This is a genomic window from Pseudogulbenkiania sp. AW2-16 (assembly GCF_056824575.1).
Window position 1 is genome coordinate 625,576 of record NZ_CP157668.1, and the last position, 20,332, is coordinate 645,907.

The window sequence follows — 20,332 nt, forward strand, 5'->3', positions numbered from 1 at the left end:
AAGCCTGGAAGCCTCTCAGCTTCCATTTCGAATTGGGTAATCGATTGTACGTCGCACACTCTATTCACCGCGTGGCCCAAGCCACTCAAATGATAGGATCAAGCCTCACGAGCAATTAGTATCGGTTAGCTTCACGCCTCACAGCGCTTCCACACCCGACCTATCAACGTCCTGGTCTCGAACGACTCTTCAGGAGGGTCAAGCCCTCAGGGAAGTCTCATCTTCAGGCGAGTTTCCCGCTTAGATGCTTTCAGCGGTTATCTCTTCCGAACTTAGCTACCCGGCAATGCCACTGGCGTGACAACCGGTACACCAGAGGTTCGTCCACTCCGGTCCTCTCGTACTAGGAGCAGCCCCCGTCAAACTTCCAACGCCCACTGCAGATAGGGACCAAACTGTCTCACGACGTTTTGAACCCAGCTCACGTACCACTTTAAATGGCGAACAGCCATACCCTTGGGACCGGCTACAGCCCCAGGATGTGATGAGCCGACATCGAGGTGCCAAACTCCGCCGTCGATGTGAACTCTTGGGCGGAATCAGCCTGTTATCCCCGGAGTACCTTTTATCCGTTGAGCGATGGCCCTTCCATTCAGAACCACCGGATCACTATGTCCTGCTTTCGCACCTGCTCGACTTGTCGGTCTCGCAGTTAAGCCACCTTATGCCATTGCACTATCAGCACGATTTCCGACCGTACCTAGGTGACCTTCGAACTCCTCCGTTACACTTTGGGAGGAGACCGCCCCAGTCAAACTGCCTACCATGCACTGTCCCCGATCCGGATCACGGACCAAGGTTAGAACCTCAAACACACCAGGGTGGTATTTCAAGGACGGCTCCACCAGAACTAGCGTCCTGGTTTCATAGCCTCCCACCTATCCTACACAAGTCTGTTCAAAGTCCAATGCAAAGCTACAGTAAAGGTTCACGGGGTCTTTCCGTCTAGCAGCGGGGAGATTGCATCTTCACAAACATTTCAACTTCGCTGAGTCTCAGGAGGAGACAGTGTGGCCATCGTTACGCCATTCGTGCGGGTCGGAACTTACCCGACAAGGAATTTCGCTACCTTAGGACCGTTATAGTTACGGCCGCCGTTTACCGGGGCTTCGATCAAGAGCTTGCACCCCATCACTTAACCTTCCGGCACCGGGCAGGCGTCACACCGTATACGTCCACTTTCGTGTTGGCACAGTGCTGTGTTTTTGATAAACAGTCGCAGCCACCGATTCTCTGCGACCTCTCGAGGCTTCGAACGCGAGGTCCTACACCTTAAGAGGCATACCTTCTCCCGAAGTTACGGTATCAATTTGCCGAGTTCCTTCTCCTGAGTTCTCTCAAGCGCCTTAGAATTTTCATCCTGCCCACCTGTGTCGGTTTGCGGTACGGTTCTCGTATAGCTGAAGCTTAGTGGCTTTTCCTGGAAGCGTGGTATCAGTCACTTCGGTTCCGTAGAACCTCGTTATCACGTCTCGGTGTTAACAAAGGAGCGGATTTGCCTACTCCTTCCACCTACCGGCTTGAACCAGGGCATCCAACACCTGGCTGACCTAACCTTCTCCGTCCCCACATCGCACTATACGAAAGTACGGGAATATTGACCCGTTTCCCATCGACTACGCTTTTCAGCCTCGCCTTAGGGGCCGACTCACCCTACGCCGATGAACGTTGCGTAGGAAACCTTGGGCTTTCGGCGAGCGGGCTTTTCACCCGCTTTATCGCTACTCATGTCAGCATTCGCACTTCTGATATCTCCAGCATGCCTTACGACACACCTTCACAGACCTACAGAACGCTCCCCTACCATCTGCACCTACGTGCAAATCCGCGGCTTCGGTTATCAGTTTGAGCCCCGTTACATCTTCCGCGCAGGACGACTCGACCAGTGAGCTATTACGCTTTCTTTAAATGATGGCTGCTTCTAAGCCAACATCCTGGCTGTCTAGGCCTTCCCACTTCGTTTACCACTTAACTGATCATTTGGGACCTTAGCCGGCGGTCTGGGTTGTTTCCCTCTTGACGATGGACGTTAGCACCCACCGTCTGTCTCCCATGCTCGCACTTTCCGGTATTCAGAGTTTGCCATGGTTTGGTAAATCGCAATGACCCCCTAGCCATAACAGTGCTTTACCCCCGGAAGTGATACATGAGGCACTACCTAAATAGTTTTCGGGGAGAACCAGCTATCTCCGAGTTTGTTTAGCCTTTCACCCCTATCCACAGCTCATCCCCTAGTTTTGCAACACTAGTGGGTTCGGACCTCCAGTGCGTGTTACCGCACCTTCATCCTGGCCATGGATAGATCACTCGGTTTCGGGTCTACGCCCAGCAACTAAAGCGCCCTATTCGGACTCGGTTTCCCTACGCCTCCCCTATTCGGTTAAGCTCGCTACTGAACGTAAGTCGCTGACCCATTATACAAAAGGTACGCAGTCACCCCTTGCGAGGCTCCCACTGTTTGTATGCATCCGGTTTCAGGTTCTATTTCACTCCCCTCCCGGGGTTCTTTTCGCCTTTCCCTCACGGTACTGGTTCACTATCGGTCGATCACGAGTATTTAGCCTTGGAGGATGGTCCCCCCATCTTCAGACAGGATTTCGCGTGTCCCGCCCTACTTCTCGTACGCCTAGTCCTTGGAATGCGTTTTCGTGTACGGGGCTATCACCCACTATGGCGGCCATTTCCAGGGCCTTCCACTAACACAATCCATAACACGTACAGGCTGTTCCGCGTTCGCTCGCCACTACTGACGGAATCTCGGTTGATTTCTATTCCTGCGGGTACTTAGATGTTTCAGTTCTCCGCGTTCGCTCTACCTTGCCTATGTGTTCAGCAAGGAGTACCTATTGCTAGGTGGGTTTCCCCATTCGGATATCTCCGGATCATCGCTCTATTGCCAGCTCCCCGAAGCTTTTCGCAGGCTTACACGTCCTTCATCGCCTGTGATCGCCAAGGCATCCACCAGATGCACTTAGTCGCTTGACCCTATCATTTCAGTGACCTGGGAGTCCCTTGCGGTTCTCTCAAGCACGTCCACGACAGTGAATGTTTGTGCGACGTACCACACCGCCCCTTTTGATATGGCGACATGGCACAGATACAATCAAATTACCCAAAGTCAGCAAGTCACTCGATGAAGAGTTAACTTCATCTCATTTCTCGCCGTCTTGTTAATTCGGCTTCTTCAGTTTGTTAAAGATCGGGCGTTTTTGCTGAGCCGCTTGCGCGGCACGCGAACAACGCAAACAGAACCAAACTCATCGAGTTCGTTTTTGTTTGCACTGTCGAGTGGTGGAGGATGACGGGATCGAACCGACGACCCCCTGCTTGCAAAGCAGGTGCTCTCCCAACTGAGCTAATCCCCCAACAGGTCAAATGGTGGGTCTGGTTGGACTCGAACCAACGACCCCCGCCTTATCAAGACGGTGCTCTAACCAGCTGAGCTACAAACCCAGTTGCCTTCGTCGATCCGCTTTCGCAGACCAACTATGCCCTTAACGCGAATAACCGATAGGCTGTGAGTACTCGACTCGGCCCTTCTCTAGAAAGGAGGTGATCCAGCCGCAGGTTCCCCTACGGCTACCTTGTTACGACTTCACCCCAGTCATGAAGCATACCGTGGTAACCGGACTCCCGAAGGTTATCCTAGCCACTTCTGGTATCCCCCACTCCCATGGTGTGACGGGCGGTGTGTACAAGACCCGGGAACGTATTCACCGCAGCATGCTGATCTGCGATTACTAGCGATTCCGACTTCACGCACTCGAGTTGCAGAGTGCGATCCGGACTACGATCGGTTTTATGAGATTGGCTCCACCTCGCGGCTTGGCGACCCTCTGTACCGACCATTGTATGACGTGTGAAGCCCTGCTCATAAGGGCCATGAGGACTTGACGTCATCCCCACCTTCCTCCGGTTTGTCACCGGCAGTCTCATTAGAGTGCCCAACTAAATGATGGCAACTAATGACAAGGGTTGCGCTCGTTGCGGGACTTAACCCAACATCTCACGACACGAGCTGACGACAGCCATGCAGCACCTGTGTTCCGGCTCCCTTTCGGGCACCCTCGCGTCTCTGCGAGGTTCCGGACATGTCAAGAGCAGGTAAGGTTTTTCGCGTTGCATCGAATTAATCCACATCATCCACCGCTTGTGCGGGTCCCCGTCAATTCCTTTGAGTTTTAACCTTGCGGCCGTACTCCCCAGGCGGTCAATTTCACGCGTTAGCTACGCTACCAAGGATTCAAACCCCCAACAGCTAATTGACATCGTTTAGGGCGTGGACTACCAGGGTATCTAATCCTGTTTGCTCCCCACGCTTTCGTGCATGAGCGTCAGTGTCATCCCAGGGGGCTGCCTTCGCCATCGGTATTCCTCCACATCTCTACGCATTTCACTGCTACACGTGGAATTCTACCCCCCTCTGACGCACTCTAGCTGTGCAGTCTCCAATGCCGTTCCCAGGTTGAGCCCGGGGCTTTCACATCAGACTTACACAACCGCCTGCGCACGCTTTACGCCCAGTAATTCCGATTAACGCTTGCACCCTACGTATTACCGCGGCTGCTGGCACGTAGTTAGCCGGTGCTTATTCTTCCGGTACTCTCAGCTCCAGTGGATATTAGCCACCGGCATTTGCTCCCGGACAAAAGTCCTTTACAACCCGAAGGCCTTCTTCAGACACGCGGCATGGCTGGATCAGGCTTGCGCCCATTGTCCAAAATTCCCCACTGCTGCCTCCCGTAGGAGTCTGGGCCGTGTCTCAGTCCCAGTGTGGCGGATCATCCTCTCAGACCCGCTACTGATCGTCGCCTTGGTGAGCCTTTACCCCACCAACTAGCTAATCAGACGTCGGCCGCTCGAATAACGCAAGGTCTTACGATCCCCTGCTTTCCTCCTCGGAGCGTATGCGGTATTAGCACAGCTTTCGCTGCGTTATCCCCCATTACTCGGTGCGTTCCGACGCATTACTCACCCGTTCGCCACTCGTCAGCGGGCCGAAGCCCCTGTTACCGTTCGACTTGCATGTGTAAAGCATGCCGCCAGCGTTCAATCTGAGCCAGGATCAAACTCTTCAGTTCAATCTCATAGCAATTTTTGGCACGCAAGATCAAAGAAATATCAGGTATTTCCTGTCTTGCAGTGCAAGTGTCGGCTTTGCCGAGCACTCACACCTATCGGTTATTCTGTTTGTTAAAGAGCGGTGCCAACTGCGTCGTTTCCGTCGCTGCGTCAGCTGAGGAGGCGAACTATACGCCCCGACCCCCACCCCGTCAACGCCTTTTTGCAGAAAAGTGACAGAAACCGGGCAAAATGATCACAATAACCTGTTTTCAAAGAGCATTTCAGGCGTAAGAATTTTCGCCCCTCACCCGAAGCGCCTCTCATAACTGGGTGATTCGGTCTGCGGAACCGATGCCGATGACCCGATAAAGCGGCGAATCAGTCCATAATTCCTAGTCAGAATCTGCACCGAGACGGAATAACACCTTGAAGCCCACCTGGATTTTTGATCTGGACGACACCTTGCACCACGCCTCGGCAGCGGTGTTTCCACATATCAATCGTTGCATGACCGAATTCATCATGCGCCACCTGGGCATGAGTGAAGACAGCGCGACGGAGCTGCGACAACGCTACTGGCGACAATACGGTGCGACGCTGAAAGGCCTGGAGCAACATCATGGCATCGCGCCGCAGACCTTTCTGCGCGACACCCACCCCATGAGCGAACTGGAAACGTTGCTGGTCTGGCAGGCACAGACGGCAGCACTGCTACGCCGCTTGCCCGGCCGCAAGATCTTGCTGTCCAACGGACCACAGCATTATGTAGAGGGTGTTCTGAGGAGGATGCGGATCAGGCGGCACTTCGCCAGCGTCTATGGCGTGGAGCGGCTGGATCTGCAGCCCAAGCCACATCCTCGGTCGTTCCGTACCGTGCTGCAGCGCGAAGGCCTGGACCCGGCCCGATGCATCATGGTGGAAGATTCGCTGGCCAATCTGAAGGCGGCCAAGCGCCTGGGGATGCGCACGGTGTGGATCAGCCCTAGCGCGCGTCGGCCATCCTATGTCGATGTGCACATCCGCCAGTTGGGGGAGTTACTTCGGCTTGGCCTGCAGTGACGGCATGTGTCGCACGTTCCAGAGGGCGCCGATCAGGCAGAGTGCCGCCGCCAGCGGCCAGAGACGCGACAGGAACTCCACCAGCGCGTTCATATTGGCAAGGTGGCCGTAGCCCCAGCGAAACAGCGTGAGCATGTCGAGTTCGTTGGCGGACAGCGGCCAAAGAGCGGAGATCACTTGCGTCGCCAGCAGCGCCAGCAGCGCCACGACCAGCTGTACCCCCCGACCGAAGCGGGTGAGCAGCCACACCAGCAGGAACCCGGCCCCCAGGCCTGCCAGCACGTTGCTGTTGATCCATTCAAAGAAAGCGAACGGCTTGAGCAGCATCCCGGCAGCCAGCATCTTGAGGAAGACGGCCAGCACGACGACGGTGGTGACGCTGCGGGCGATATAGCGCCGCTTGCTCAGGAAGCTGGTGACGAACAGCAGTGTGGCGGTCAGGTGCAGCATGGCTCCGCCGGCTTCGAGCAGGAAAAGGAACAGTGACGGGTTGTCGAGCGGCGAGATGAAGGGCTGCGGCAGGCCCAGCGGCATGACCACGACGCCGAACAGCGGGATGGAGGGATTGAGCTGGGTGAGGAACCAGAGCGCCATCAAGGCCAGCGCGTAGTCGGCGGGTTCACTGGCGACGAAATAGCGCTGGCGCCAGCGCCAGACATGGTGCCAGGCGTGGCGAAACAGCGGGCTGACCGCCAGCGTGGCGCCAATGAAGGCACCCGCGACGTTGTAGAGCATGTCCAGATTGGAGGCGACGCGCTCCGGCAGGAACTGCTGGATGAATTCCATCGTGAAGCTGGTCAGCCCCGACAACAGCAGCGCCGTAACCCAGCCCAGCCAGCGGGGTCGGAACGATAGCGCCAGTCCAAACCCGTAGGGAATGTAGACCACCAGGTTGGCGAGGTTGTCGAACAGGCGGAAGTAGTACGGCAACGGATAAAACAGGAACTCAAGCAGGGGGCGGCCGCTGTAGCTCCAGCCTGTGAACGGGTACAAGCTGGCGAACACGATCACGACGAACAGCAGCAGGGCCAGATAGCGGGCGATATGGGCCCGCTGCGGTACGCCATGGCGTATGGGTGTCAACATGAGACGCCCCGTTCGCTCAACCGAGTCTGTTCATGCATAACGTCATTATCGCTCGTCATTTGCCTGCGGCCAGCCGGACTTCGGCCAACCTTGCCCTCCATCTGCTCTTTACGCCCAATCCTCACCAGCGCCCCGTCTCGAAGAAGCGCCGATAGCGCGTCAGCCACGGCGCGATGTCGAAACCGCCCGCGGCGAGCCATGCGTTGTCGTAATAACTGTTGAGGTAGCGGTTGCCGTCGTCGCAGATCAGCGTCACCACCGAGCCGCTGCGCCCTTCTGCCACCATCTGTGTCACCAGCTCGCACACGCCGAAGAAATTGGTCCCGGTGGAACCGCCGCAGCGGCGGCCGAGGACTTCCTGCAGGAAATGGATGGCGGCGTAGCTGGCGACGTTGGGCACGCGGATCATGCGGTCGATCACCGTCGGGATGAACGATGGCTCGACGCGCGGGCGGCCGATGCCCTCGACGCCGGAACCGCCCTCGCAGCGGCAATCACGGTTGCCGCTCTGATAACTGTCGTAGAACACCGAATTTTCCGGATCGACCACGCACAGCTGGGTAGCCAGCTTCTGATAGCGCACGTAACGGCCGAAGGTGGCCGAGGTACCGCCGGTACCGGCGCCGCAGACGATCCATGTCGGGACAGGATGGGGTTCCAGCGCCATCTGCTGGAAGATGGTTTCGGCGATATTGTTGTTGCTGCGCCAGTCGGTGGCGCGCTCGGCGTAGGTGAACTGGTCCATGTAATGGCCGTCAAGCTCATGGGCCAGGCGGCGCGATTCGTCGTAAATGGTGGCCGGATCGTCCACCAGATGACAGCGTCCGCCGTAGAATTCGATCGCCTTGACCTTCTCGGCCGAGGTGCCCTTGGGCATGACGGCGATGAACGGCAGGCCGAGCAGACGGGCAAAGTAGGCTTCGGAGACCGCCGTGCTGCCGCTCGAGGCCTCGATGATCGGCGTGCCCTGGCGAATCCAGCCGTTGCACAGCCCGTACAGGAACAGCGAGCGGGCCAGGCGATGCTTCAGGCTGCCGCTGGGATGCGTGGACTCGTCCTTGAAATACAGCTGGATCTGCGGCAGAGCCGGAATGGCCAGCGGAATCAGATGGGTATCGCTGGAACGATGGAAGTCCGCCTCGATCTGGCGGACAGCTTGGGCAACCCAGTTGGACATGGAGGAATTCCGCAACGGCATAAAATGGTTATTTTACCGTTGCCACAACAAAAAAGGCGCACCACGCGGTGCGCCTTGCCGTCTGGCGATCAGAACTTGGTGCCGACGCCGAGACCGAACACCCACGGGTTGATCTTCAGGGTGCCCAGATCGGCACCCGCGGCGCTGACATCGGTCTTGATGTAGATCTTCTTCACGTCCAGGTTGACGAACCAGTCCTTGTTGACGGCGATGTCGGTGCCGACCTGCAGGGCGCCACCCCAGCTGTTCTTGTCAACGTTGACCTTGGTGCCGTCCGGCAGATGCAGATCGTTATTGTAGAAGCGGGTGTAGTTGATGCCGGCGCCGACGTAGGGGCGGATCTGGCCTTCCGGGTTGAAGTGGTACTGCAGCGTCAGGGTCGGCGGCAGGTGGTTGATCTTGCCCAGCGAGCCCAGATCGGAGGTCACTTCATGACGCGCGGTGGCCAGGATCAGTTCGGCACCGATGTTGTTGGTGATCATGTAGGTGAAGTCGAGTTCCGGCACGGTCTGCTTGTCGACGTCGGCGTGCACATCCGCCACCACACCACTGGTCTTCACGTCCGGGTCGATGTTGATGACGCGGAAACGCGCCAGGATGTCCCCTTGGGCAGCAAAGGCACTGGCGGATACCAGCCCGGCGATCACGGCAATAGCAAGTTTTTTCATGGTTTTCTCCAAAGATGGTTGGTGGATTGCTGATCGCCCGATCTGCTACCGTTGACTTTGCCGCCTACCGGCAGTAGCGTGCGACGTCTTCGGAGGTAAGATTAACCACACTCTAATTATGGTTTTTTGAGCTAGATCATGGTCACGTCATGAAATATGTCGATTTGCGCGATTTTATTGCCCAACTGGAACGCGAGGGGGAACTCAAGCGCGTCCGCGTGCCGGTCTCGACCCATCTGGAGATGACCGAGATCGGCGACCGGGTGCTGAAGGCCGGCGGCCCGGCGCTGCTGTTCGAACAGCCGGTACGCGACGGCCACGGCTTCGACTACCCGGTACTGGCCAACCTGTTCGGCACCCCGCGCCGGGTGGCAATGGGCATGGGGGCGGAGGACATCGGCGAATTGCGCGAGATCGGCAAGACGCTGGCTTACCTCAAGGAGCCGGAACCGCCCAAGGGCTTCAAGGATGCCTGGGACAAGCTGCCGCTGTTGAAGCAGGTCCTCAACATGGCGCCGAAGGAAGTGAAGAAGGCGCCGTGCCAGCAGATCGTCTGGGAAGGCGCCGAGGTCGACCTGGGACGCCTGCCGATCCAGCATTGCTGGCCGGGCGACGTGGCGCCCTTGATTACCTGGGGGCTGACGGTAACGCGCGGCCCCAACAAGAAACGCCAGAACCTCGGCATCTACCGCCAGCAGGTGATCGGCAGGAACCGCGTGATCATGCGCTGGCTGGCACACCGCGGCGGCGCGCTGGACTACCGCGAATTCCGCGCCGCCAACCCGGGCCAGCCCTACCCGGTGGCGGTGGTGCTGGGTTGCGACCCGGCCACCATCCTGGGCGCGGTGACGCCGGTGCCGGACACGCTGTCCGAATACCAGTTTGCCGGCCTGTTGCGCGGCAGCCGCACCGAGCTGGTGAAATGCATCGGTTCCGACCTGCAGGTGCCGGCCAGCGCCGAGATCGTGCTGGAAGGCCACATCTATCCGGACGATACCGCGCTGGAAGGGCCGTACGGCGACCATACCGGTTATTACAACGAGCAGGACCGCTTTCCTGTATTCACCATCGAGCGCATCACCATGCGCGAGAACCCGATCTACCACAGCACCTACACCGGCAAACCGCCGGACGAGCCGGCGGTGCTGGGCGTGGCGCTGAACGAGGTGTTCGTGCCGATCCTGCAGAAGCAGTTTCCCGAGATCGTCGATTTCTACCTGCCGCCGGAAGGGTGCTCGTACCGCATGGCGGTGGTGTCGATCAAGAAGCAGTACCCCGGCCACGCCAAGCGCGTGATGATGGGCTGCTGGAGCTTCCTGCGCCAGTTCATGTACACCAAGTTCATCGTGGTGGTGGACGACGACGTCAACACTCGCGACTGGCGCGAGGTGATCTGGGCCATCACCACGCGCATGGACCCGGTGCGCGACACGGTGCTGATCGAGAACACGCCGATCGACTACCTCGACTTCGCCAGCCCGATCTCCGGCCTGGGCGGCAAGATGGGGCTCGATGCCACCAACAAGATGCCAGGCGAAACGCAGCGCGAGTGGGGCACGCCGATCGTGATGGACGCAGCGGTGAAACAGCGCGTCGATAAGCTGTGGGACGAGCTGGGGCTGTAAGCGGGCGCGGCGGGGAGGCGGAGGGACGGTCTGCGCCTCCGGCCCCGGCGCTGCCGGCAGCCCCGGCAGGAGAGCCGACCGGAACAGCCGCTAAGCCCTGCACTCTATATCTGTTACCATGCCCGGTTTTCCCCATACTAGGAGTCTAGACATGAGCGATGTACGCAACCCGAATTCCGCCCAGCGCCTGAAGCGCCTCAACAACCGCCAGTGCAAGAAGATGCGCGTGGGCAACTACCAAGAACTGGGCTTCCACCTGGTGGCCACCCTGGCCGACGATCTCAGCAGCGAAGGTCAGGATGCCCTGCTCGACGCCTGGCTGACGCGCGTGGACGAGGCCGGCGTGAGCTTCGGCGGCCACTTCGACGGCCGCTGCAACCTGGAAGGGGTGGTGTTCCCGGTGGGCGCGGTGAAGATCGGCGAGGAACTGCGCGGCGAGCTGGCCGGCTGGCTCAAGGCCCGCAGCGAAGTGAAGGCGCTGGAAGCGAGCGAGCTGATCGACCTGTGGCACGCCGCCTGAGCCTGCCCCGCTCCAAGCACAAAAGCCCGCATCAGCGGGCTTTTGCTTTTTCTACGTCCGCGGCTCACGGCGCCGGGTTGGGGTAGCGCTCGTGGATCGCCTCGATGCCGGCCAGCACCTCGTCGTCGAGCCGTAGCGACGCGCTGGCGATGTTCTCTTCCAGCTGTGCCAGCGTGGTGGCACCGATCAGGTTGCTGGCGACGAAGGGGCGCGAATTGACGAAGGCCAGCGCCATCTGCGCCGGCGACAAGCCGTGCCGGCGCGCCAGCGTCACGTAGTCTGCTGTCGCCGCCAGCGCCTGCGGCCGGGTGTAGCGCGTGAAGCGGTCGAACAGCGTGAGCCGGGCGTTGGCCGGGCGGGCCTGGTCGAGGTATTTGCCGGAGAGGACACCGAAGGCGAGCGGCGAGTACGGCAGCAGGCTGATGCCGTCGCGATGCGAGAATTCGGCCAGGCCGATCTCGTAGCTGCGGTTGAGCAGGTTGTAGGGGTTCTGGATGCTGACCATGTGCGGCAGGCCGAGGCGCTCGGCGGCCTGCTGGAAGCGCGCCACGCCCCACGGCGTTTCGTTGGAGAGGCCGAGATGGCGGATCTTGCCGGCCCGCACCAGATCGGCCAGCACCGCCAGCGTCTCTTCCGGGGCGACCGCGCCGTCCGGCCCGTCGAGCCAGGGGTAGCCCAGGCGGCCGAAGGTGTTGGTATGCCGGTCCGGCCAGTGCAGCTGGTAGAGATCGATGTAGTCGGTCTGCAGGCGCTTGAGACTGCCGTCGAGCGCGGCGATAAGGTTGGCGCGGTCGAAGTGGTTGGCGTCGCCGCGGATGTGGCGCGGGTTGTGCGGCTGCAGCGCCGGGCCGGCGATCTTGGTGGCGAGCAGCACGCGGTCGCGGCGCCCGCCCTTGGCGAGCCAGCTGCCGATGTAGCGCTCGGTCAGTCCCTGCGTCTCGGGCTTGGGCGGCACCGGGTACATTTCGGCGGCGTCGATCAGGTTGATGCCGTGCTCCAGCGCCAGGTCGAGCTGGGCGTGGGCGTCGGCTTCGCTGTTCTGCTCGCCCCAGGTCATGGTGCCGAGACCGATGAGGCTGACCTGGAGGCCGCTGCGGCCGAGTGGGCGGTATTCCATCGCGTGAATCCTTCGCTGTCGGGAGGGAGATGGCCCGATTATGCGACGCGCGGCGGGCGACGCACACCGCGGCCGGTCGGCGTCTTGGCCATGCGCGCCGACCGGCCGGCCGGACTGATGCCAAAACGCCACGCCGACAGCCGGTTCCGGGCAGGCATCGCCACCGGCTTGATCTATGACAAATAGCATTCCGGATACGGCACTCTAGAATGATCGGCTTACCACCCGGAGTGCCCAACGATGAAGCTCACCCTCTCCTTGTGGCAACGCCTGCTGGGACTGCTCCCCGGCGAACTGACCGTGCACGAAACGGAATGGCTGATCAGCCCGCAGCAGCACATGCCGTTGATGGCGCAGCGCCGCGCCGTGATCATCATCAACCGGGCGCGCCTGTTCGCCATGCTGTTCGCCCTGCTTACCCCGCTGTGGATCGCGGTCGACGTGGTGGCGCTGCCGATGGAGCTGGCGGCCAAGTTGGCCGGGATGCGCCTGATGGCCACCGTCGCCTTCGCCTGGCTGGTCTTCGGCCACCACAGCGACGGTACCCTGCGCCACGCCTACCGCGCCATGGCAACGCTGTTTGCCATTCCGACCCTGTTCTACATCGCCTCGCACCTGCTGCTGACGCGTTACCACCTGCAGGGGCTGTCGGCGGCGATCGGCACCGGCTACGCCTTCCTGCCGTTCGTGCTGCTGGCGGGCTTCGCCATCTTTCCGCTGACGCTGCTGGAAAGCGCCACCTTCGCCTCGCCGATCCTGATCGCGGACGGGCTGGCCTGGCTGCTGCAATGGCAGGTGATCGACTGGCCCTCGTTCAGCGGCGCGTTCTGGCTGCTGACGCTGATCAGCGCCGTGGCGACGCTGGCGTCGATGAGCCAGCTCGCCTTCATGATCGCGCTGGTCAACCAGGCGGTGCGCGACACCCTGACCGGCTGCTTCTCGCGCCGCAGCGCCGAGGAAATGCTCGACCTGCAGTTCACCCTGGCGCAACGTGCGCGCCGTCCGCTGTCGGTGGCCTTCATCGACCTCGATCACTTCAAGAGCATCAACGACCGCCACGGCCACGAAGCCGGCGACCGCGCCTTGCAGAGCCTGACGCAGGCCATCGACGACACGCTGCGCCACGGCGACATCCTGACGCGCTGGGGCGGCGAGGAATTCCTGCTGCTGATGCCGGAAACCGACCGCCAGCAGGCGCAACAGGCGCTGGCGCGACTGCGCCGGCACGGTCTCGGGCAGCGTCCGGATGGCTCGCCGCTGACCGCCAGCATCGGGCTGGCCGAGAGCCAGACGGACCAGGCGGCAAGCTGGCAGCAACTGGTGGAGATCGCCGACGCCCGCATGTACCGCGCCAAGCAGCAGGGCCGCGACCGCGTCGTCGCGGCGGATGACGGGGCGCGGGCCGCCGCGGCACCAGTCGACGTGCCGGAGCTGCGGACGCAGCCGGTGTAAGCCGCGGCGGAGTCCCCACGGCAAAAGGTTGGCCGAAGCCCGTCAACAGCGGCTTCGGCCAACCTTTTTCATCCGTGAACGCCGCTAGCGGCGCTAACGCAACCCAGCACAACGGTTCCGACAAGGGGCGCTGCCGCGTACAGTACCCGCCGGACGGCACGTGTGTGCGGGGCGGATCGAAAGATTCGCACGCGAGCGGAGCGCCGCCGGCAGGGTTTGCCGAGCGCCACTCAGCCCGGCGACAACGCCCCCAGTGCCGGCCCCTTCAGCAGCAGCCAGCCCAGGCCGGCGAGGTTGAGCCCGACCGTGAGCCAGTAGACGCGACGGAACGATGCCTTGCTGGACTTGTGGCGGAAGGCACGCTGGGCGACCAGCGCGCCGGGCCAGCCGCCGAGCAGGGCCAGCAGGTGCAACTGACGTTCCGGGGTGCGCCACTGGCCGCGTTGCGCCGACGTCTTGTCGTGCCAGTACAGCACGAAGCTGGCCAGGCTCAGGCCGGCGTAGCCCAGCACCAGCCAGGGCGGCAGCCGGCCGGCCAGAAGCGCCAGCCACAGCCCGAGGAAGAACACGCCCGCCACCGTGCAGACCAGCCCGAGTCCGCCGGCCCCCTGCCCTTGCTGGCGAGGCGTCACGCCGACCAGCTTCGCCTCCACGGCGCGTGGCCGGCGACGCTCGTCGTAGTCCTGGCGGTAGCTGACCAGGTCATGGGCGGCGGGACGGCGCGGCACCGTGCCGAAAGCGCCGATGTGCACGAACACCTCAGCGCCGCCGCCGTTGGGGGTGATGAAGCCGAAGCCGCGCGCGTCGTCCCAGCGCGTGAGCCTGCCTTGAAAACGCACCCCTGCCCCCTGTCTGTCGAACCGAATCTGCCGTCCGCCGTCAGCGCGCCGGCCCCACGCCGCTGGCAGCCTGTTCCGCCAGCCAGTCGCGCGTGCGCTCGGCGGCCTGGAACTCGTGCACCGCCTGCTGCAGCAAGAGGAAGGCGGCGTCGGCGTCGTGGTGCAGGCAGGCGTCGCGCAGGCGCTGCAGCAGACCGGTCAGCACGTCCTCGTCGAGGTGGTATTCCTGCGCGCGCAGGATGCGCGGGTGGTCGGTCGGCAGCACGTTGTCGCCAATCAGCAACTCCTCGTACAGCTTTTCGCCGGGGCGCAGCCCGCTGAAGCGGATTTCGATGTCGCCGTCCGGGCGGCTCTCGTCCTTCACCGTGAGCCCGGAGAGGTGGACCATGCGCCGCGCCAGCTCGGCGATCTTGACCGGCTCGCCCATGTCGAGCACGAACACGTCGCCGCCCTCGCCCATGGCGCCGGCCTGGATCACCAGCTGCGCCGCCTCGGGGATGGTCATGAAGTAGCGCGTGATCTCGGGGTGGGTGACGGTGACCGGGCCGCCGGCGGCGATCTGCTTCTTGAACAGCGGCACCACCGAGCCCGAGCTGCCCAGCACGTTGCCGAAGCGCACCATGACGAAGCGCGTGCGGCTGCCGCGCGCGTGGCGCGTCTGCAGGCACAGCTCGGCCAGGCGCTTGGTCGCGCCCATGACGTTGGTCGGGCGCACCGCCTTGTCGGTCGAGATCAGCACGAAGGTATCGACCCCGCCGTCCTCGGCCGCCTGGGCGCAGACGTCGGTGCCGAAGGCGTTGTTGCGGATGCCGGCCAAGGGGTTGTGCTCGACCAGCGGCACGTGCTTGTAGGCGGCGGCGTGGAACACCGTCTGCACCCCGAAGCCGTCGATGACGCGGAACAGCCGCTCGTAGTCGGTGACCGAGCCCAGCAGCGGCAGGCATTCCAGCTGCGGTGCCAGGGCCTTGAGCTCCTGGTCGATGGCGTACAGCGCGAACTCCGACAGCTCGAACAGGATCAGGCGCGCCGGGCGCTGGCGCACGATCTGGCGGCACAGCTCGGAGCCGATCGAGCCGCCGGCGCCGGTGACCATCACCACGCGCCCCTCGATGTTGCGCGCCAGCAGTTCCGGGCGCGGCGGCACCGGGTCGCGCCCGAGCAGGTCCTCGATGTCGACCCGCTTCAGTTCCTCCACCCGCACCTCGCCCGACACCAGCTCGGCCATGCCGGGCAGGCGCTTGATCGGCACGTGCAGCGACTCCAGCTTCTCCAGGATCTCGCGCTGGCGCGCGCGACTCACCGACGGCAAAGCCAGCAGGATGGCCTTGGCCTCGGTGTCGGCCAGGAGCGCCGGCAGCTCGGCCGGGGCGTGCACCGCGAGGCCGCGGAAGGTGTGGCGCCACAGCGCCGGGTTGTCATCGACAAAGGCCATCGGCCGGTACTCGCGCCCGGCCTGCAGCGCCAGCATCAGCTGGATGCCGGCGCGCCCGGCGCCGTAGATGATGACGTGCTCGCGTGGGCTGTCCACGGCGTCGATGCGCCGCACCAGGCCGCGCAGCAGGAAGCGGCTGCCGCCGATGTAGGCCATGGCGAACACCCAGAAGATGACGATGGACGAGCGCGGGAACGGCCCGATGCGCGCCATCACGATCACCGCCGCCAGCACCAGCACCGCCAGGCTGACGCCGTAGCACACGGTGTAGACGATCTTGTCGTCGAGGTATTTCAGTACCGCGCGATAGAGCCCCAGCTTGATGAAAATCGGGATCACCCACAACGGCGGCACCACGAAGATCCACAGGTAGGGGGTGAGCTTGGGGTCCCACACCCCGCCCAAGCGCAGCACCACCGCGCTGTAGAGCGCCAGCGGCAGCAGCAGCGCGTCCATCAGCATCAGGAGCGCCATCTTGTGATGGCGCGAGAAGGAAAGCAGCTTGTCGATCATGGTCAGCGCAGGACGATCTTCTTCAGGGTGGCGAGGATGATGCACACGTCGCCGGCCAGAGTGTGGCTTTGCGCGTAGCGTACGTAATAATCGAGCTTCTGCGGCAGCACCTCGTCGAGGTAGGCGCGTTCCGGATCGGCCGCGGCGCCGAGGATGTCGTTCTCGTCGATCATGCGGATCGACGCCCAGTCGGTGATGCCGGGGCGCACCGACAGCACCAGCGCCTTCACCGCCGCCGGATAGTGCGCCACGTAGCGCGGCACCTCGGGGCGCGGGCCGACCAGGCTCATGTCGCCCAGCAGCACGTCGATCAGCTGCGGCAGCTCGTCGAGCTTGGACTTGCGCAGGAAGCGCCCGGCGCCGGTGACGCGCGCATCGCTCCCCACCGTGAGCTGGCCGTGGCGCTCGGCGTCGACGCGCATGGTGCGGAACTTGTGGATGCGGAAAGGTTGGCCGAAGCGCCCCACCCGCTCCTGGCGGAAGAACACCGGCCCCCTCGAATCGAGCTTGATCCACAGCGCGATCGCCAGCAGCAGCGGCGCCAGCAAGGCCAGGCCGGCGCCGGCAGCGATCAGGTCGAACAGCCGCTTGGCGCCCATCGAGCCGGGGCGGCCGGAGGCCGGCAAGACGGACCCGCTCATGCGCCGAGAATCTCTCTGACCGCCGCGATCACGCGCGTCTGGTCGGCCTCGCTCATCCGGGTATAGAGCGGCAGCGTCACCTCGGCCTCGAAGGCGGCGTCGGCCACCGGGAAGTCGGCGTTCTTGAGCTGGTAGTCGTCGCGCCATACCGGGTGGCGGTGCAGCGGGATGAAGTGCACCGAGCAGCCGATGCCCTTCTCCGCCATGCGCACGATGAAATCGTCGCGGCTGACACCGGCCTCAGGCTTCAGGCGCACCGGGTAGAGGTGCCAGGCGTGCTGGTCGGTGGCCAGCGCCGGGCGCGCCGGCAGGATCAGCGGCAGACCGGCCAGCTCACGGTCGTAGCGCGCCGCCATCGCCTCGCGCTGCTGATGGAAGCGGCCGATCTTCTTCAACTGGTGCAGGCCCATCGCGGCGGCGATGTCCGGCATGTTGTACTTGAAGCCCGGCGCGACCACCTCGTAGAACCAGGCCGGGGTCTTGGACACGTAGCGGTCGAAGGCGTCGCGGCTGATGCCGTGCAGGCGCATCACCTTGCAGCGCGCGATCAGGTCCTTGTCCTTCGACACCACCATGCCGCCCTCGCCGGTGGTCATGGTCTTGTTGGCGTAGAAGCTGAACACCGTGGCGTCGGAGCCCAGCGTGCCGATCAGCTGCCCCTTATAGGTGGTAGGAAGGGCGTGCGCGGCGTCCTCGATTACCTTGAGGCCGTGCTCGCGCGCGATGGCGAGGATGGCGTCCATGTTGCAGGCGAGACCGGCGAAGTGCACCGGCATGATCGCGCGGGTCTTGGCGGTGAGCGCGGCGCGGATCGCCGCCGGGCTGATGTTGAGGGTGACCGGATCGACGTCGACCACCACCGGATGCGCGCCGAGGTAGCGCACCACTTCGGCGGTGGCGGTGAAGGTGTAGCTCGGCACGATCACCTCGTCGCCGGGGCCGATGCCGACCGCCTCCAGCGCCAGATGCAGGCCGGCGGTGGCGGAATTGACCGCGATCGCCTCGACGCCGCCGCCGAGGAAGTGCGCGAAGTCGGCCTCGAACTGCTTGGTCTTGGGACCGGTGGTGACCCAGCCGGACCGCAGCGCGTCGACCACTTCGTTGATTTCTTCTTCGCCGATGTCGGGCAGGGCGAAGGGGAGGAATTTCTGTTCGCTCATAATCTCTAGCCTTGTTGCTCTGCGGCGGCCCACGCCTCGCGGAGGCCGCCGCTGTCATGTCTTGTCTTGCGTCGGTGTCGTCAGCGCGGTGCCGCGTAAATCTCGATGCGTTCCTTGCCGCTGCCGACGTTCTTGCGCTTGAGGCGCAACACTCCGACCTCGCCGGTGCACTTAAGATGCGTGCCGCCGCACGGCACGCGGCCGAAGCCGGCGACTTCCCAGTAGCGGCGCTCGGCCGCCTCGTCGGAGAAGGCGCTGACGATGGGGGCGTCGGCGTCGATCACGGCCTGCGCCTCGCGCATCAGCTCGGGCAGCAGCGGCGTCAGCGGCTCGTGCCAGGTGAAGTCGATGCGCGCCTTGTCTTCGCCGATGTGCGCGCCGATCTTGCCGATGGCGGGCAGACGTTGCGTCACCAGTTCCAGCACGATCTCGGCGGCGAAGTGCAGCCGCATCAGGGCGTAGCGGCGCGGCCAGTCGATCTCGACCGTCACCGTGTCGCCCTCCTCCAGCACGTGCCCCGGCGGCAGGGTGTAGACCAGGTCCCGCCCCTGCCAGCGCGCCGCCAGCACGCGGTAGCCGCCGATGGTGCCGGTGTCGCTCTCCTGCCCGCCCGATTCGGCGAAGTACAGCGTCGCCTCGAGCACCACGTCGAGCCCGTCGACGCGCGCGACGCGGGTGATCAGCGCCGTGCGGTAGGGCTCCCGCCAGAACACCTTGTCAGTCATCGTCGCCTCCTTCCCGGCCCTGATCCTGGTCGCTGCCGCGCCAAACCATGCCTGGCGTAGCCCGTAGCATGGGTGAAGACGTTCCCGCCGCACCCCGTCATTCCCGTTGTATCGCCGAGGTGATGGGTTGCGCTGCGCTGCCCCCATCCTACTCATCTACCCGACTCCCGTTACCAGCGTTCCGCCAGCCGCTTGCCCCAGCGCTGCGTCGGCAGCTCGACCCAGCGGTTGATCGCCACCGCCAGCCACCAGGTGACGCAGAGCGCCGCCAGCACCAGCAGCCACCACGGCAGGCCCAGCCGCGCCAGCGCGGTCATCGTCACGTAGCCGGCGATGGAGTGGCACACGTACCAGGCGTAGCTGACCGCACCGACGCGCGCCAGTAGCCGGTTCCGCCACCACGCCGGGCGCAGCACGCCGAGCGCGAACAGGACGATGCCGACAGCGTAGCTCAGGTAGAGCGCCAGCGAGTGCCAGCCGGTGAACCAGACGAACAGCGCCAGCATCAGCGTCGCCATGATGGCCGTTTCACGCCGCGAGGCCTGGCCGGTCAGCCAGAAATAGCACCAGCTGCCGGCGAACATCAGCGGAAAGTAGCACACCACCGGAGCCAGATAATACTGCGCGGCGTGCCACGCCGTCCCCCATGCCGGTCCGCGGCACAGCAAGGCCAGGATCGGCAGCAGCAGCCAGATCGCCCCCTTCAGGCGGCGGCGCGTCAGCGCGAACGCACTGCCCAGCAGCGCGTAGAACCACAACTCGACCTTCAGCGTCCACATCACCGGGTCGATGTTGCGCCCGCCCAGCATGTCCTGGAAGGCGATGCTGGCGTGCCCCAGCACGTCGCGCCCGCTCACCGCGAACGGGGCGTCGCCCAGCCGGCTCGCCAGCCACAGCGCCAGCACGGTGACGGCGAGGCCGGCCCAGTAGGTCGGGTAGATGCGCGTGAGCCGCGTCACGGCGAAGCGCGCCGCGCCCTGCCGGCCCAGCGACAACGGGATCAGCAGCCCCGAGAGCAGCAAAAACAGCCCGACGCCGACCGCGCCCAGGTTGACCGGCAGCGCCAGCGAGGCGCCGGGGTAGCCGGCGAGCGGCGCGAGATCGAGGATCTGGCCGACGCGCTCGCGGCTGAACCAGAAAATCTGGGTGTAATGGAACAGCACCACGGCGAGCATCGCCAGGCCGCGCAGGGCGTCGGCGAAGTCGAAGCGGACGTGCGGCTGGCTCATGGCG

At 63.2% G+C, this 20,332-nt stretch carries 14 protein-coding genes, 2 tRNA genes and 2 rRNA genes; 4 read left to right on the top strand and 14 right to left on the bottom strand.

Translation table 11 applies throughout. From position 1 onward, the window contains the following. Positions 1-94: 94 nt before the first annotated feature. The 4 genes from ABKF58_RS03005 to ABKF58_RS03020 all read right to left on the bottom strand — a co-directional run bounded on the left by ABKF58_RS03005 (position 95) and on the right by ABKF58_RS03020 (position 5,081). Positions 95-2,985: ribosomal RNA gene (locus tag ABKF58_RS03005) — 23S ribosomal RNA — on the bottom strand. 304 nt (positions 2,986-3,289) lie between these two features. Next, positions 3,290-3,365: transfer RNA gene (locus ABKF58_RS03010), tRNA-Ala, on the bottom strand. 11 nt (positions 3,366-3,376) lie between these two features. Next, positions 3,377-3,453, bottom strand: a tRNA-Ile gene (locus tag ABKF58_RS03015). Between the two features lie 92 nt (positions 3,454-3,545). After that, positions 3,546-5,081, bottom strand: a 16S ribosomal RNA gene (locus ABKF58_RS03020). Together the 16S and 23S rRNA genes with 2 tRNA genes alongside form the textbook arrangement of a ribosomal RNA operon. 409 nt (positions 5,082-5,490) lie before the next feature. Between ABKF58_RS03020 and ABKF58_RS03025 the strand changes: the two genes are divergently transcribed. Continuing rightward, positions 5,491-6,123 carry a pyrimidine 5'-nucleotidase gene (locus ABKF58_RS03025; protein ID WP_482583328.1) on the top strand — a complete coding sequence of 211 codons (633 nt, stop codon included), beginning with the start codon at positions 5,491-5,493 and terminating at the stop codon, positions 6,121-6,123. Here the strand turns inward: ABKF58_RS03025 and ABKF58_RS03030 are convergent. From ABKF58_RS03030 to ABKF58_RS03040, 3 genes are all read right to left on the bottom strand, one after another. Then, positions 6,100-7,209: a VanZ family protein gene (locus ABKF58_RS03030; protein ID WP_482583329.1), complete on the bottom strand. Its 1,110-nt coding sequence runs from the start codon at positions 7,207-7,209 to the stop codon at positions 6,100-6,102. The genes ABKF58_RS03025 and ABKF58_RS03030 overlap by 24 nt on opposite strands. A 121-nt stretch (positions 7,210-7,330) precedes the next feature. Beyond that, entirely contained in the window at positions 7,331-8,386 is a 1,056-nt protein-coding gene (locus tag ABKF58_RS03035) for a PLP-dependent cysteine synthase family protein (RefSeq protein WP_008955725.1), read from the bottom strand. A gap of 89 nt (positions 8,387-8,475) precedes the next feature. Continuing rightward, positions 8,476-9,075: an OmpW/AlkL family protein gene (locus ABKF58_RS03040; protein WP_482583330.1), complete on the bottom strand. Its 600-nt coding sequence runs from the start codon at positions 9,073-9,075 to the stop codon at positions 8,476-8,478. 149 nt (positions 9,076-9,224) lie between these two features. On the opposite strand from ABKF58_RS03040, the gene ubiD reads away from it, so the two are divergent. Continuing rightward, positions 9,225-10,700: a 4-hydroxy-3-polyprenylbenzoate decarboxylase gene (ubiD, locus tag ABKF58_RS03045; protein ID WP_482583331.1), complete on the top strand. Its 1,476-nt coding sequence runs from the start codon at positions 9,225-9,227 to the stop codon at positions 10,698-10,700. Positions 10,701-10,851: 151 nt separating this feature from the next. Then, a complete protein-coding gene (locus ABKF58_RS03050; RefSeq protein WP_008955722.1) occupies positions 10,852-11,220 on the top strand; it encodes a YggL family protein in 369 nt (122 codons plus the stop codon). A gap of 64 nt (positions 11,221-11,284) precedes the next feature. On the opposite strand, the gene ABKF58_RS03055 is transcribed toward ABKF58_RS03050, so the two are convergent. Beyond that, the gene (locus ABKF58_RS03055) at positions 11,285-12,337 is read right to left on the bottom strand and encodes an NADP(H)-dependent aldo-keto reductase (protein WP_482583332.1); all 1,053 of its coding nucleotides are present in this window, start codon (positions 12,335-12,337) and stop codon (positions 11,285-11,287) included. Between the two features lie 240 nt (positions 12,338-12,577). Here ABKF58_RS03055 and ABKF58_RS03060 point away from each other — a divergent pair, with 240 nt between their 5' ends. After that, positions 12,578-13,789, top strand: coding sequence for a GGDEF domain-containing protein (locus ABKF58_RS03060; protein WP_482583333.1), 1,212 nt, complete (start codon positions 12,578-12,580; stop codon positions 13,787-13,789). Between the two features lie 230 nt (positions 13,790-14,019). Here ABKF58_RS03060 and ABKF58_RS03065 read toward each other — a convergent pair whose 3' ends face one another. The 6 genes from ABKF58_RS03065 to ABKF58_RS03090 form a co-directional block, all read right to left on the bottom strand. Beyond that, the gene (locus tag ABKF58_RS03065) at positions 14,020-14,628 is read right to left on the bottom strand and encodes a DUF1294 domain-containing protein (RefSeq protein ID WP_482583334.1); all 609 of its coding nucleotides are present in this window, start codon (positions 14,626-14,628) and stop codon (positions 14,020-14,022) included. Between the two features lie 40 nt (positions 14,629-14,668). Further along, the gene (locus tag ABKF58_RS03070) at positions 14,669-16,573 is read right to left on the bottom strand and encodes a polysaccharide biosynthesis protein (RefSeq protein ID WP_482583335.1); all 1,905 of its coding nucleotides are present in this window, start codon (positions 16,571-16,573) and stop codon (positions 14,669-14,671) included. Between the two features lie 2 nt (positions 16,574-16,575). Then, positions 16,576-17,214 (bottom strand): sugar transferase, encoded by a 639-nt coding sequence (locus tag ABKF58_RS03075; RefSeq protein ID WP_482583336.1) that lies wholly within the window; start codon positions 17,212-17,214, stop codon positions 16,576-16,578. Then, positions 17,211-18,374, bottom strand: coding sequence for a DegT/DnrJ/EryC1/StrS family aminotransferase (locus ABKF58_RS03080; protein ID WP_482583337.1), 1,164 nt, complete (start codon positions 18,372-18,374; stop codon positions 17,211-17,213). The genes ABKF58_RS03075 and ABKF58_RS03080 overlap by 4 nt, the downstream gene beginning before the upstream one ends. Positions 18,375-18,454: 80 nt before the next feature. After that, positions 18,455-19,099, bottom strand: a complete 645-nt coding sequence (locus tag ABKF58_RS03085) for an alanyl-tRNA editing protein (protein ID WP_482583338.1) — start codon at positions 19,097-19,099, stop codon at positions 18,455-18,457. A 170-nt stretch (positions 19,100-19,269) separates the two neighbouring features. Next, on the bottom strand, positions 19,270-20,328 hold the full coding sequence (locus ABKF58_RS03090) for an acyltransferase family protein (RefSeq protein ID WP_482583339.1): 1,059 nt from the start codon (positions 20,326-20,328) through the stop codon (positions 19,270-19,272). Positions 20,329-20,332 lie beyond the last annotated feature (4 nt).

What these genes read in the sequence shown, in the direction of transcription:
- ABKF58_RS03030 (WP_482583329.1), bottom strand. Translation starts at nt 7,209, where the DNA reads ATGTTGACACCCATACGCCATGGCGTACCGCAGCGGGCCCATATCGCC.
- ABKF58_RS03035 (WP_008955725.1), bottom strand. Translation starts at nt 8,386, where the DNA reads ATGTCCAACTGGGTTGCCCAAGCTGTCCGCCAGATCGAGGCGGACTTC.
- ABKF58_RS03040 (WP_482583330.1), bottom strand. Translation starts at nt 9,075, where the DNA reads ATGAAAAAACTTGCTATTGCCGTGATCGCCGGGCTGGTATCCGCCAGT.
- ubiD (WP_482583331.1), top strand. Translation starts at nt 9,225, where the DNA reads ATGAAATATGTCGATTTGCGCGATTTTATTGCCCAACTGGAACGCGAG.
- ABKF58_RS03050 (WP_008955722.1), top strand. Translation starts at nt 10,852, where the DNA reads ATGAGCGATGTACGCAACCCGAATTCCGCCCAGCGCCTGAAGCGCCTC.
- ABKF58_RS03055 (WP_482583332.1), bottom strand. Translation starts at nt 12,337, where the DNA reads ATGGAATACCGCCCACTCGGCCGCAGCGGCCTCCAGGTCAGCCTCATC.
- ABKF58_RS03060 (WP_482583333.1), top strand. Translation starts at nt 12,578, where the DNA reads ATGAAGCTCACCCTCTCCTTGTGGCAACGCCTGCTGGGACTGCTCCCC.
- ABKF58_RS03070 (WP_482583335.1), bottom strand. Translation starts at nt 16,573, where the DNA reads ATGATCGACAAGCTGCTTTCCTTCTCGCGCCATCACAAGATGGCGCTC.
- ABKF58_RS03075 (WP_482583336.1), bottom strand. Translation starts at nt 17,214, where the DNA reads ATGAGCGGGTCCGTCTTGCCGGCCTCCGGCCGCCCCGGCTCGATGGGC.
- ABKF58_RS03080 (WP_482583337.1), bottom strand. Translation starts at nt 18,374, where the DNA reads ATGAGCGAACAGAAATTCCTCCCCTTCGCCCTGCCCGACATCGGCGAA.
- ABKF58_RS03085 (WP_482583338.1), bottom strand. Translation starts at nt 19,099, where the DNA reads ATGACTGACAAGGTGTTCTGGCGGGAGCCCTACCGCACGGCGCTGATC.
- ABKF58_RS03090 (WP_482583339.1), bottom strand. Translation starts at nt 20,328, where the DNA reads ATGAGCCAGCCGCACGTCCGCTTCGACTTCGCCGACGCCCTGCGCGGC.